General features: G+C 65.1%; 11 protein-coding genes. 3 read left to right on the forward strand and 8 right to left on the reverse strand.

Going from position 1 to position 12,301, the window contains the following annotated elements; translation table 11 throughout:
* Positions 1-6 precede the first annotated feature (6 nt).
* Positions 7-723, reverse strand: coding sequence for a FadR/GntR family transcriptional regulator (locus tag NG898_RS09545; RefSeq protein ID WP_252692094.1), 717 nt, complete (start codon positions 721-723; stop codon positions 7-9).
* Between the two features lie 133 nt (positions 724-856).
* Here NG898_RS09545 and denD point away from each other — a divergent pair, with 133 nt between their 5' ends.
* Positions 857-1,840, forward strand: a complete 984-nt coding sequence (gene denD, locus NG898_RS09550) for a D-erythronate dehydrogenase (RefSeq protein ID WP_252692095.1) — start codon at positions 857-859, stop codon at positions 1,838-1,840.
* Here denD and NG898_RS09555 read toward each other — a convergent pair.
* Together NG898_RS09555 and NG898_RS09560 are read right to left on the reverse strand one after the other, a co-directional pair.
* The gene (locus tag NG898_RS09555; RefSeq protein WP_024977019.1) at positions 1,837-2,481 is read right to left on the reverse strand and encodes a response regulator; all 645 of its coding nucleotides are present in this window, start codon (positions 2,479-2,481) and stop codon (positions 1,837-1,839) included. The two genes, denD and NG898_RS09555, sit on opposite strands and share 4 nt — an antisense overlap.
* The gene (locus NG898_RS09560; protein WP_252692096.1) at positions 2,478-3,917 is read right to left on the reverse strand and encodes a cache domain-containing protein; all 1,440 of its coding nucleotides are present in this window, start codon (positions 3,915-3,917) and stop codon (positions 2,478-2,480) included. The genes NG898_RS09555 and NG898_RS09560 overlap by 4 nt, the downstream gene beginning before the upstream one ends.
* 226 nt (positions 3,918-4,143) lie before the next feature.
* Between NG898_RS09560 and NG898_RS09565 the strand changes: the two genes are divergently transcribed.
* Both NG898_RS09565 and NG898_RS09570 read left to right on the forward strand, forming a co-directional pair.
* Entirely contained in the window at positions 4,144-6,198 is a 2,055-nt protein-coding gene (locus NG898_RS09565; protein WP_252692097.1) for a carbon starvation CstA family protein, read from the forward strand.
* Positions 6,199-6,206: 8 nt separating this feature from the next.
* Positions 6,207-6,401, forward strand: a complete 195-nt coding sequence (locus NG898_RS09570; RefSeq protein WP_252692098.1) for a YbdD/YjiX family protein — start codon at positions 6,207-6,209, stop codon at positions 6,399-6,401.
* Between the two features lie 73 nt (positions 6,402-6,474).
* Here NG898_RS09570 and NG898_RS09575 read toward each other — a convergent pair whose 3' ends face one another.
* The 5 genes from NG898_RS09575 to gabT form a co-directional block, all read right to left on the reverse strand.
* Complete coding sequence (locus NG898_RS09575; RefSeq protein ID WP_252692099.1) at positions 6,475-7,221, reverse strand: tetratricopeptide repeat protein; 747 nt, start codon at positions 7,219-7,221, stop codon at positions 6,475-6,477.
* Positions 7,222-7,324: 103 nt separating this feature from the next.
* Positions 7,325-7,960 (reverse strand): methionine biosynthesis protein MetW, encoded by a 636-nt coding sequence (gene metW, locus NG898_RS09580; RefSeq protein ID WP_045205121.1) that lies wholly within the window; start codon positions 7,958-7,960, stop codon positions 7,325-7,327.
* On the reverse strand, positions 7,957-9,171 hold the full coding sequence (gene metX / locus NG898_RS09585) for a homoserine O-succinyltransferase MetX (RefSeq protein ID WP_252692100.1): 1,215 nt from the start codon (positions 9,169-9,171) through the stop codon (positions 7,957-7,959). Before metX ends, metW begins: the two co-directional genes overlap by 4 nt.
* Positions 9,172-9,450: 279 nt before the next feature.
* On the reverse strand, positions 9,451-10,953 hold the full coding sequence (locus NG898_RS09590; protein ID WP_252692101.1) for an NAD-dependent succinate-semialdehyde dehydrogenase: 1,503 nt from the start codon (positions 10,951-10,953) through the stop codon (positions 9,451-9,453).
* A 4-nt stretch (positions 10,954-10,957) separates the two neighbouring features.
* Positions 10,958-12,238 (reverse strand): 4-aminobutyrate--2-oxoglutarate transaminase, encoded by a 1,281-nt coding sequence (gene gabT, locus NG898_RS09595; protein ID WP_252692102.1) that lies wholly within the window; start codon positions 12,236-12,238, stop codon positions 10,958-10,960.
* Between the last annotated feature and the right edge of the window lie 63 nt (positions 12,239-12,301).

Here is a 12,301-nt window from a genome sequence, read left to right on the forward strand (position 1 = left end):
CAAAAATCAGTCTTGCGCCACGTCGCGCCCTTCGGCCAAACGACGTGCGGCATTGAACATGTGGGTTTGCGCGGCGTTGCGTGCAGCCAGTGCGTCGCGGTGGCGGATCGCCTCGACCATCGCGCGGTGTTCGTCACGGACCTGGCGGGCGAAGTCTTCGCGGCGCGCTTCGTTGCTGCGCGTCACGCCAATCGCTTCTTCCAGGTATTGGCTGAAAAAGCCGAGTGCCTGCACCAGAAACGGATTGCCGCTGGCCGCGGCGATGGCGTGGTGAAAGCGCAGGTCTTCGGTCACGCCGTCACCGCCGGCCGCCACCGCAGCGTCGATGCTGTCGAGTGCGGCGTCGATCTCGATCATCTCGGCATCCGTGCGGCGCTGGGCGGCCAGCGCAGCGCCTTCAGCCTCCAGCGCGCGGCGCAGCTCGATGATGTGCAGCACGGCATCGATCGAACCGGCCTGCGCCGCATCGATCCGCAGCGGCTTGAGGCCAGCCTGCTGCGTGACGTACACGCCGCTGCCCTGGCGCGCTTCGACCACGCCTTCGTGGCGCAGACGCGAGATGGCCTCGCGGATTACGGTGCGGCTCACGCCGAATTCCTGGCCGAGCACGGTTTCGGACGGCATGCGCTCACCGCGGCGCAGTTCTCCGGCGTCGATCTTGTCCATCAGGGTCTGGGCCACGCGGTCGGACAGGGAAGGCGCGGCGTCGAGTCGTTCAAACATGGTGGCAGGGATGTCTTGGCAAGCGTAAATTCGTCGTGTCATCATACAAGTTGAGTCGCAGAGCTTCATCCCTGTTTACCCTAGGCATCAATCAAAACGTCGGGCCGCTCAGGCCAGGCAACAAGGAGACACCATGAACATCGTCATCACCGGCGGCGCCGGTTTCCTGGGCCAGCGCGTGCTGGCGGCACTGCTCCAGCAACCCGGCCTGCCCGGTGCGGACGGCTCGGTGCAGCCGGTTGAGACCTTCATCGTGCTGGACCAGGTGGCCGGCCAGATTGCCGATGCGCGTGTGCGCTATGTGACGGGCGACGCTTCCGACCCAGCCTTCATCGCCCAGGTGATCGACGAAAACGTGGGCGGCGTGTTCCACCTGGCCGCCGTGGTGAGCGGCACCGCCGAGGCCGACTTCGACCTGGGCATGCGCGTGAACCTGGACGGCACGCGCGCATTGCTCGATGCGCTGCGCGCGCAGCACGCCAAGACCGGCCGTGCGCCGCGCGTACTGTTCGCAAGCTCCGTGGCGGTGTTTGGCGGCCAGTTGCCCTCCGTTGTCACCGACAACACGGCGGCCACGCCGCAGGCCTCGTACGGCGTGCAGAAGCTGATGGGCGAATTCCTGGTCGGTGAGTATTCGCGCAAGGGCTACATCGACGGGCGCGCGGTGCGCATCCCGACGGTGTCGGTGCGCCCGGGCAAACCGAACGGCGCGGCCTCGAGCTTTGCCAGCGGCATCATCCGCGAGCCGCTGGCCGGCGAGGAAGCCATCTGCCCCGTGGAAGCCGAGACTGAGCTGTGGCTTGCCTCGCCGCGTCAGGTCGTGGCCTCGCTGCTGCACGCGTACACGCTGTCGGCGTCGGCATGGGGCAATCGCCGATCACTGAACCTGCCGGGCATTACGGTGCGCGTGGGCGAGATGGTGGAGGCGTTGCGCAAGGTGGCGGGCGATGCGCCGGTCTCGCGTATCCGATGGGAGCCGGACGCGCGCATCAAGGCCATCGTGCAAAGCTGGCCGGCGCGCTTCGAAACCGCCCGCGCCGACGCAATGGGCTTTGGCCGCGACACCTCGTTCGAGGCGATGGTGCGCGATTACGTGGAAGCCACGAAGGCCGTCTAGCGGCCCTTTCCCAGCTCGACCGCAAACTTCACCAGTTCCGCTTGGCCCTCGATGCCGAGTTTGCGCTTGAGGTTCAGGCGGTGCGATTCCACCGTACGAACGGATAGGCCCAGCTCGTCGGCGATGCGCTTATTGGCATAGCCCTTGGCGATGCCGTCAAGAATGTCGCGCTCGCGCGGCGTGAGCGCCTCGACCGGCGTGGGCATGACGGCCTGCTCGGCCATGCGCATCGCCAGCTGCGCGCTGTAGAACGGCCGGCCGGCCAGCACAGCGTCGATGGCCTCGACCAGTTCGCTGGCGGGCGCATCCTTGAGCACGTAGCCACGCGCGCCGGCGCGAATCACTTGCCGTACGTATTCCAGGTTGTCGTGCATCGACAGCACGAGCACGGCAATCTCGGGAAATTCCTCGGCAAACTTCTCGGTGAGCGCAATGCCGTTCATACCGCGCATGCCGATGTCCATCAGCGCCAGATCGGGTGACAAGGTGCGCGCGGCACGCAGAGCGGCATCGGCGTCACCAGCTTCCCCCACCACTTCGAAATGCGGCACGGCTTCCAGCCGCATGCGCACGCCATCGCGCACGAGCGGGTGATCGTCGACGAGGAGCAGTTTGACGGGCGCGGCTGGTCGCATATTCATACGAGGGAAGAAGAGGGAGCAGAAGCCAGTTGAGCGATGACGACATGCGGGAGCACAGCGCACACCTCGGTGCCGTGCGGGCCCGAGGCAACGGTACAGGTGCCGCCCAACGCGGCCATGCGTTCGCGCATGTTGCGCAAGCCGATGCCGTGCTGCGGGTCCACCTGCACGGATTCCACATCAAAGCCGGGGCCGTTGTCGCGAACGGATAGGCGCACGGCATCCAGATCGTTTTCAAGCAATACGCCGATGCGCGTGGCTTGCGTGGCATGGCGCTCGATGTTCGAGACAGCCTCCTGCGCAATGCGGAACAGCGCGGTGTTGCATGCGTCCGGTAACTGCACGGGCGGACCGACAACTTCGAGCGCAATCGCGAACCCCGGCTGGCTGTCTTCGTGCGCCTCACGCGTTTCTCGCACGAGCAGCTCCAGCGCAGCCGCCAAACCGAGATCGTCCAGCAGCGCAGGGCGCAGGTTGTGCGACACGCGCCGCACCTCGCCGAGCGCGCCGTTCAACCGATCAAGCGCACGACGCAACATGCTGTCCGCCCGTTCGATCGACGGCGGCGATGCAGGTGACGCTTCGAGATGTCCGTGCGCGGTTTCGAGCAGCAGCTTGGTCGACACCAGCACTTGGCTGATGCCGTCGTGCAACTCGCGCGAAACACGCGCGCGTTCGTCTTCCTGAGACTTCACTACTTGCTGCGCGAGCTGGCGCAGCTTGGCGTCAGCCTGGCGGTGATCGCTCACGTTCAGCGCCAAACCGCTGCCGGCTACCAGCAGGATGCTGATCGCGGCAATGCCGACCACCCACGCCAGTGTCTGGTCGATGTTGGCCTGCGCGCGTTGGTCAATCTCTCGCAGGGTCTGCTCGATGTCGTCCAGATACAAACCAGTGCCGACCATCCAGCCCCACTGCGGAATGGGCTCGACATAACCGAGCTTGGGCACGCTCTGGTGCGTCGATGGCTTGTCCCACATATAGCGCACGAACCCGCCGCCGGCCTGCGCGGCAGCCACCAGTTTCTGAATGGTCGGTTGGCCGCCGGAGTCCGTCAGGTCCCACAGATCGCGCCCGACAAGTTCGGGCTGGCGCGGGTGCATCAGGTTGCGGCCACGCAAGTCGTAGAGGAAAAAGTAGCCATCGGTGCCGAAGTCGAGGCGGGCGAGGGTGCGCATGGCTTCGTCGCGCGTGGCTTCGTCCTTGGCAGGGTCGCCACTTTGGCCGGACGCAAGCAACGGCGCGATGGCACTCTGCGCAAGCTTGACGTAAGACCGCAGCTCGGTTTCCTTGGCCTGCAGGTACGCCGATTCCACCAACTGTCGCTCGTGCCGCGCCAGCGCAATCGACTGATGCCGCACGGTCAACATGATCGCCAGCATGGCGATGGTCAGCGGTGCAACGGCGAGCAGCAGGATTTTCTGGCGGAGCTTCATGGCAAAAACGCGGCGCTTTGCTGCAACGCAAGATGGCGACGCGGTCTCGATCGGGTGTGGGGCCCTGCGTAGAACTACGGACGTGTGCTGCGTAGTCCTCCGCTTGTGGCGCGGGGTGAGGCTGGCAAATACTACACGCCCCTGTCACGGGGCAGGACTTACTGCAGGGATGAACCCACATCCCGCGTTCAGCAAATAACTTCGACCAAGGTTCGAGGAGACCGACATGAGCTTCGTCAGGCAACACCTGATCTGGCTGGTCGTTGCCATTCTTGGCGCGTCTGCCTTTGCCACCGTTGCGCTTGCGCGCGGCGAGGCAGTCAGCGCGCTATGGGTGGTGGTGGCCGCCGTATGCATCTACCTGATCGCGTATCGCTATTACAGCCGCTTCATTGCCGACAAGGTGCTCGGCCTGGACGGCACCCGCAAGACGCCCGCCTGGCGCTACAACGACGGGCTCGACTACGTCCCCACCAACAAGCACGTGCTGTTTGGCCACCACTTTGCGGCGATTGCCGGCGCTGGCCCGCTGGTGGGCCCCGTGCTGGCCGCGCAGATGGGCTATCTGCCCGGCATGCTCTGGATTCTGGCCGGCGTGGTGTTTGCCGGTGCGGTGCAGGATTTCATCGTGCTGTTCATCTCCACGCGCCGCGACGGCCGCTCGCTGGGCGACCTGGTGAAGAGTGAGATGGGCACGGTGCCCGGCGTGATCGCGCTGTTTGGCGCGTTCCTCATCATGATCATCATCCTGGCCGTGCTGGCACTGATTGTGGTGAAAGCGCTGGTTGGCTCGCCCTGGGGCACCTTCACCGTAGCCGCGACGATTCCCATCGCGCTCTTCATGGGCGTGTACGTGCGCTACATCCGCCCGGGCCGCATCGGTGAGATCTCCATCATCGGTTTCGTGCTGCTGATGCTGGCCATCATCGGCGGTCAGGCCGTGCACGAAAACGCCGCGCTGGCGCCGCTGTTCACATTCGACGGCAAGGCCCTTACGTGGATGCTGATCGGCTACGGTTTTGTCGCCTCGGTGTTGCCGGTGTGGCTGCTGCTTGCCCCGCGTGATTACCTGTCGACGTTCCTGAAAATCGGCACGATCATGGCACTGGCCATCGGCATCCTGATCGTTGCGCCGCAGATGCAGATGCCTTCGCTCACGCAGTTTGCAGGCGGCGGTGGTCCGGTGTGGTCGGGCAACATGTTCCCGTTCCTGTTCATTACCATTGCGTGCGGCGCGGTGTCGGGCTTCCACTCGCTCATCTCGTCGGGCACCACGCCCAAGTTGCTGGAGAACGAAACCCAGGCGCGCTTCATCGGCTACGGTGCGATGCTGATGGAATCGTTCGTCGCCATCATGGCGCTGGTGGCCGCTTCGGTCATCGACCCGGGAGTCTACTTCGCGATGAACAGCCCGGCAGCGCTGGTGGGCGCGACGCCGGATACGGTGGCACACACGCTGTCCACCTGGGGCTTCGTCATCACCCCTGACGTGCTGATCCAGACCGCCAAGGACGTCGGCGAGAACACCATCCTCGCCCGCGCAGGCGGCGCGCCGACGCTGGCCGTGGGTATGGCGCACATCCTGCACCAGGTGGTGGGCGGCCAGGCCATGATGGCCTTCTGGTACCACTTTGCGATTCTGTTCGAGGCGCTGTTCATCCTCACCGCGGTGGATGCAGGTACGCGCGCCGGGCGCTTCATGCTGCAGGATCTGCTGGGCACCTTTGTGCCGGCACTCAAGCGCACGGATTCGCTCGTCGCCAACCTCATTGCCACGGCCGCAACCGTCGCGCTGTGGGGTTACTTCCTGTACCAGGGAGTGGTCGATCCGCTGGGTGGCATCAATACGCTGTGGCCGCTGTTCGGCATCTCCAACCAGATGCTCGCCGCGATTGCGCTGACACTGGGCACCTGCGTGCTGGTCAAGATGAAGCGTGACCGCTATGTGTGGGTGACGCTGCTGCCGACCATCTGGCTGCTGATCTGCACGCTCACCGCCGGCTGGCAGAAGCTGTTCGATCCGGACCCGAAGATCGGCTTCCTGGCCCACGCCAACAAGTACGCCAGCGCGATTGCCGAAGGCAAGCTGCTCGCCCCGGCCAAGTCGATGGCGCAGATGCAGCAGGTGGTGCTGAACGACCGCATCGACGCATTCCTGTGCGGCCTGTTCATTCTCGTGGTGGTGAGCATCGCCTGGTATGGCCTGCGCACGGTACTCAAGGCGCGCGCCGCGAGCCGTCCGACCGCCAACGAAACGCCGTACGAAGCGCTGGGCGCATGAGCACGGGCATGCGCGAAGAACTCGAAAACTTCGGCCGCTACCTGGGCCAGACGCTGCGCCTGATGGTTGGCGTGCCGGACTACGAAACTTACGTACGCCACATGCAGGAGACCCATCCGGGCCAGACCGTCATGACGTACGAAGACTTCTTCCGCGAACGCCAGGACGCGCGCTACGCGGGGCGCGTCGGCCGCTGCTGTTGATCAACGGTTGACACGCTCCAAAGCAAAACCGCCGGTGCATGCAGCCATGCCCGGCGGTTTTTTCTTGGATGCGCTACATGGACTGGCGCGCCGTTGTGGGCGGGTCACCGTGCTTGGCGCGGTAGGTTTTCTCCACCAGCTCGCGCAGCTTGCCGAGCGCCCCCACATCCCCTTGTGCAGCCGCCCGGCCGTACCACTTCTTGGCCAGCTCGATATCCTGAGGCACTACGCCGGGTTCGCCACGCTCGTAATAGCTGCCGACGATGTACTGCGAAGGCCCATCGCCCCCCTCGGCCGCCTTCTTGTACCAGTTGAACGCACGCCCGTAGTCACGCGGCAAACCGCGCCCGGTGAAGTAGTTGGTGGCCAGCGCACGCTGTGCCTCGACATGCCCGCCCGCCGCGGCGCGCTCGTACCACTTGTTGGCTTCTTCCAGGGAGCGCGGTACCAACTCGCCGCGCTCAAACAATTCGCCATAGGCAAACTGCGCGTGGGTCATGTGGTTGTCGGCGGCACGGCGGAGCCATTTGACCGCCTCTTCTGGGCGGGCGACGGTGCCTTCGCCGCGCATCAACATCATCGCGTAGTTGAATTGCGCGAGCCGGTTGCCGCGCTGTGCAGCCTCGGCAAACTCGTCGAAGGCGTGGCCGAAATCGTTCTTCTCGTAATGCGCGATGGCGATCTGGGTGAGGGCGGCGGCATCGCCCTGTGTGTCGGCAGGTGACGTTGCAGCGGCTGCCAACGACATCGCCGTACTCATCACCAACGCCAACACCGCCTGCAGCATGCGCGGACTTCTGCGCCGGACCTGTCTGCTCATCGCGCGCTCCTCAACGGAAGATGGCCCAGTGTAACGCGCCAATCTGCTACGTGCGGGTGCGCACAAACCAGCACACCAGAGGCGCCCGCGGCTGCCAAGGCAATCAGCCCGCGCGCACCCGGTACACGGCCACGCTGCCTCGCCAGTTGGCTCCCCAGCGCACCACGCTGCCTTCGTGCAGCACAACACGATCGAGAATCACCAGACCAACCTTGGGCGCCAGCGCCTCAAAGTCGCGGATGGTCAGCACGCGCACGTTGGGCGTGTTGTACCACTCGTACGGCAGCGACTTGGACACCGGCATGCGCCCACGGAAGATCGAAAGCCGATGCGGCCAGTAGCCGAAGTTCGGGAACGACACGATGCACTCGCGGCCCACGCGCAGCATCTCGCGCAGCACCTGCGCCGTGTTGTGGATGGTCTGCAGCGTTTGCGAAAGGATGACCGTATCGAAGCTTTTGTCTTCGAACAGTGCCAGCCCGCCTTCCATGTTCTGCTGGATCACGTGCACGCCCTTTTTCGCGGAGGCCAGCACGCCCGCATCGTCGATCTCAATGCCGTAGGCCAGCACGTCGAGCTCATCCTGCAGCACGCGCAACAGGCTGCCGTCGCCGCAGCCAAGGTCGAGCACGGTGGAGTTTGGCTCGATCCAGCGGGCGATGGCGCGAAAGTCCGCGCGGTCGGTCAGGATGTTCGGCACCGCGGACGGCGCTGCGGGGTTCAGCGTTTGCGTTGTCATGCGCCGATCTCCTGCGCGATGCGTTCGTAATAGGCGCGGACCAGCGCGTGGTAGCGCGCGTCTTCCAGAAGGAAAGCGTCGTGACCGTGCGGCGCGTCGATCTCGCCGTAGGTGACGGGATGCTTGTTGTCGAGCAGTGCCTTGACCAGCTCGCGGCTGCGCGCCGGGGCGAATCGCCAATCGGTCATGAAGCTGACGACGAGATAGCTCGCCTTGGTATGCGCGACGGCCTTGGTCAGGCTCCCGCCGTAGGCCAGTGCGGGGTCGAAGTAATCGAGCGCACGCGTGATCAGCAGATACGTATTCGCATCGAAGTACTCGGCAAACTTGTCACCCTGGTAACGCAGGTAGCTCTCGACCTGGAACTCGACGTCGAACGAGAAACGGATGTCTTCCGCCTTCAGCTCGCGGCCGAATTTCGCGGCCATGTCTTCGTCCGACAGATACGTGATGTGGCCGATCATCCGGGCTACACGCAGACCGCGCTTGGGCTTGACGTTGTGCGCGTAGTAATCGCCCCCGTGGAAATCGGGGTCAGACAGGATCGCGCTGCGCGCCACCTCGTTGAAGGCGATGTTCTGCGCCGACAGCTTGGGCGTGGACGCCACCACCACGCAATGCCGCAACCGGTCCGGATACATCAGGCTCCAGGCCAGCGCCTGCATGCCGCCGAGGCTGCCGCCCATCACCGCCGCAAACTGCTGGATACCGAAACGATCGGCCACGCGTGCCTGCGCGTTCACCCAGTCTTCCACCGTCACCACGGGGAAGCGCGCGCCATAAGGCAGGCCGGTTTCCGGATGCGGGCTCATGGGGCCCGTCGAGCCGAAACACGAGCCCAGGTTGTTCACTCCGATGACGAAGAACCGGTTGGTGTCGACCGGCTTGCCGGGGCCGACCATGTTGTCCCACCAACCGACTTCGCCCTCGGCGTGCACGCCCGCGACGTGGTGCGATGCGTTGAGCGCGTGGCAGATAAGCACGGCGTTGGAGCGGTCGGCATTGAGCGTGCCGTAAGTTTCGACCATCAGGTCGTAGCCGCTGATCTGCGAGCCGTTACGCAGTGGCAGCGGCTCGGCAAAATGCATGCGCTCGGGCACGACCAGGCCGATGGCGTTGGCCGGCTTGCCCTGATGTGCCTTCGGAGAGGAGGTATCGGCCTGCGCCGCATCGGCTGCGGTGACCGCGGGGTCAGCCTGGATGTCTGTCATGGCACCAAAGAAAAAACCCGACCGGCAACGCTGTTCACGCAACCAATCGGGTTCTCATGTGGCGCACGTGGGGCGCTTGCTTTCACCACCCCCGCTCTGACCGAACCTCTTTAGCCGCATTTGTAATGAGAGCCCAGGGCCACATCTGTGGATATCTGAACTCCCGCGCGCCCGCAAGCCAGTCGTCAAATCGGCGCGCCAGAGGAAGGTGATTATAGAGCAAGCGGCGGCGGACGCATCACCGCATCGTGATGCGTCCGATCCGCGCCCATACGTTGGTCAGAGGCCGGCCATGTTGATGTACTTGATCTCCAGGTACTCGTCGATGCCGTACTTCGAGCCCTCGCGGCCCAGCCCCGATTGCTTGACGCCGCCAAACGGCGCTTCGGCGGTCGAGATCAGCCCCGTATTGACGCCGACCATGCCCGACTCCAGCGCATCCGAAACGCGCCACGCGCGGCCCAGATCGCGCGTGTAGAAATACGCAGCGAGGCCGAACTCGGTGTCGTTGGCGGCGGCCACGGCTTCCTCTTCCGTGTCGAAGGGAATGAGCGCAGCCAGCGGGCCGAACGTTTCTTCATGCGCGACCAGCATACCCGGCTTCGCATCGACAACGACGGTCGGCTCGAAGAACGCACCACCCTGTGCAGACAACGCATGTGGCTTGCCACCCACCAGCACGCGCGCGCCCTGGTGCACAGCGTCGTCCAGATGCTGCTGCACCTTGTCCATCGCGCGCATGTGGATCAGCGGGCCCTGCTGCACGCCGGGCTCTGTGCCGTTGCCCACGCGCAGCGCACGCACGGCGTCGGCCAGCTTGGCGGCAAATGCGTCATAGATGCCGCGCTGCACGTAAAAGCGATTCGCGCACACGCAGGTCTGGCCCGCGTTGCGGTACTTGGCGATCATCGCGCCTTCCACCGCCGCATCGACGTCGGCATCATCAAACACAATGAACGGCGCGTTGCCGCCCAGTTCGAGCGAAAGCTTCTTGATGTCGTCGGCACACTGGCGCATCAGCAAGCGGCCAACCGCGGTGGAGCCCGTGAAGCTGAGCTTGCGCACGACGGGGTTGGAGGTCAGTTCGCCGCCAATCGCCTGCGAATCGCCCGTGACGATCGACAGCAAGCCTGCCGGCACGCCGGCGCGCACCGCCAACTCGGCAAATGCCAGGGCCGAGTAGGGCGTTTCCAGCGCGGGCTTCACCACCATCGAGCAACCGGCTGCCAGCGCGGGGCCCACCTTGCGCGTCATCATCGCGATGGGGAAATTCCAGGGCGTGATGGCCGCGCTCACGCCGATCGGTTCCTTCTGCACGACGATTCGGCGATCGCCCTGCGGCGCGGGAATCGTGTCGCCATAAATGCGGCGTGCTTCTTCCGCAAACCATTCGATGAACGACGCGGCGTAGGCAATTTCGCCGGCGGCTTCGGGCAGCGGCTTGCCTTGTTCGGCCGTGAGGATGGCGGCGAGATCCTGCTGGTGCTCCATCATCAGATCGGCCAGCTTGCGCAGAATCTTGGCGCGATCGCGTGCGCTCACCTTGCGCCAGGCGCGTTGCGCAACCTGTGCGGCATCGATGGCGCGTCGCGTTTCGGCGGCGCCCATGCCGGGCACGGTGCCAATCTTGCGGCCGGTAGCGGGGTCGGTCACGTCGCGCGTGGCGCCGTCATCGGCATCGGCCCAGATGCCGGCGAGGAACGCTTGCGTGCGCCACAGGCCGGGGTCTTTCAGTGCGATCGGTGGCGTAACCGGCGCGCTCGGCAAATCGGTGCGGGTCATGGTGTCAGCCCTCCAGTGCGCGTTGCAGGATGGCAAGGCCCTCTTCGAACACCGCGTCTTCAATCGTGAGCGGGAACAGGAAGCGGATCACGTTGCCGTACACGCCGCACGACAGGAGGAGCAGGCCGGCTTCGAGCGCGCGCTGCTGCACGAGCTTGGTGAAATCGGCGTCCGGCTTGCCGTCCGGCGTATTGAATTCGACAGCAACCATCGCGCCCACGCCACGCACTTCCGCAATGCGCGGCTGCTTGCCTTTGGCAGCATTCAGTGCATCCACCAAACGTGCGCCCAGCGCGGCGGAACGCTCGCAGAGTTTCTCGTCGGCAATGATGTCAAGCACCGCATGTGCGGACGCCACCGCCAGCGGGTTGCCGGCGTAGGTGCCGCCAAGCCCGCCCGGAGCCGGTGCGTCCATGATCTCAGCACGGCCCGTGACGGCGGACAGCGGCAGGCCGCCGGCCAGGCCCTTGGCCATCGTCGTGATGTCCGGTAGCACGCCGGTGTGCTCCATGGCGAACAGCTTGCCGGTCCGGGCAAAGCCGGTTTGGACTTCGTCCGCGATCATCACGATGCCGTGTTCATCGCAGAGCGCTCGCACGGCGCGTACGAAATCGGCGGGCATCTGGTAGAAGCCGCCCTCGCCCTGCACCGGCTCGAAGATGATGGCTGCCACCTGGCGCGGATCAATATCAGCCTTGAACAGGCGCTGGATGGCGTCAAGCGCATCCTGCGTGCTCACGCCATGCAGGGCGACCGGCGCCGGCACGTGATAAATGCTTCCCGGGAACGGCCCGAAGCCCGTCTTGTACGGCACCACCTTGCCCGTCAACGACATGCCCATGAACGTGCGGCCGTGGAACGCGCCCGTGAGTGCGATCACACCCGGGCGGCCCGTGTGCGCCCGTGCGATCTTGATGGCGTTTTCCACTGCTTCGGCGCCGGTGGTGAAGAACGCGGTCTTCTTGGCGTGCGTGCCCGGCGTGATCGCGTTCAGGCGCTCGGCCAGCTCGACGTACGAACCGTACGGCACGATCTGGAAAGCGGTATGTGTGAAGTGATCCAACTGCTCGCGCACAGCCTGCACCAGACGCGGGTGGCGATGGCCCGTGTTGACGACGGCAATGCCGGCTGCGAAGTCGATGTAGCGGCGGCCTTCGACGTCCCAGAACAGGGCGTTCTCGGCGCGCTCGGCGTAGCGGTCGGTCATCACACCAACGCCGCGCGGCGTGGCGGCCAGGCGGCGGGCATTCCATTGGGCGTTCTGTTGCGGGTCTCGGGCGTTCATGGCGGTCGTGTGCGTTGGGTCAAGAAAGAGGCGACGCGAGCCAGTGTGTTCCCATTGGCTCTG

The organism is Ralstonia mojiangensis (genome assembly GCF_023955645.1).
Taxonomy (GTDB): domain Bacteria; phylum Pseudomonadota; class Gammaproteobacteria; order Burkholderiales; family Burkholderiaceae; genus Ralstonia; species Ralstonia mojiangensis.

Coding starts and splice junctions, on each gene's coding strand:
- metX (WP_252692100.1), bottom strand. CDS start 9,171: ATGACAGACATCCAGGCTGACCCCGCGGTCACCGCAGCCGATGCGGCG.
- NG898_RS09590 (WP_252692101.1), bottom strand. CDS start 10,953: ATGACCCGCACCGATTTGCCGAGCGCGCCGGTTACGCCACCGATCGCA.
- denD (WP_252692095.1), top strand. CDS start 857: ATGAACATCGTCATCACCGGCGGCGCCGGTTTCCTGGGCCAGCGCGTG.
- NG898_RS09555 (WP_024977019.1), bottom strand. CDS start 2,481: ATGAATATGCGACCAGCCGCGCCCGTCAAACTGCTCCTCGTCGACGAT.
- NG898_RS09560 (WP_252692096.1), bottom strand. CDS start 3,917: ATGAAGCTCCGCCAGAAAATCCTGCTGCTCGCCGTTGCACCGCTGACC.
- NG898_RS09575 (WP_252692099.1), bottom strand. CDS start 7,221: ATGAGCAGACAGGTCCGGCGCAGAAGTCCGCGCATGCTGCAGGCGGTG.
- NG898_RS09565 (WP_252692097.1), top strand. CDS start 4,144: ATGAGCTTCGTCAGGCAACACCTGATCTGGCTGGTCGTTGCCATTCTT.
- NG898_RS09545 (WP_252692094.1), bottom strand. CDS start 723: ATGTTTGAACGACTCGACGCCGCGCCTTCCCTGTCCGACCGCGTGGCC.
- metW (WP_045205121.1), bottom strand. CDS start 7,960: ATGACAACGCAAACGCTGAACCCCGCAGCGCCGTCCGCGGTGCCGAAC.
- gabT (WP_252692102.1), bottom strand. CDS start 12,238: ATGAACGCCCGAGACCCGCAACAGAACGCCCAATGGAATGCCCGCCGC.
- NG898_RS09570 (WP_252692098.1), top strand. CDS start 6,207: ATGCGCGAAGAACTCGAAAACTTCGGCCGCTACCTGGGCCAGACGCTG.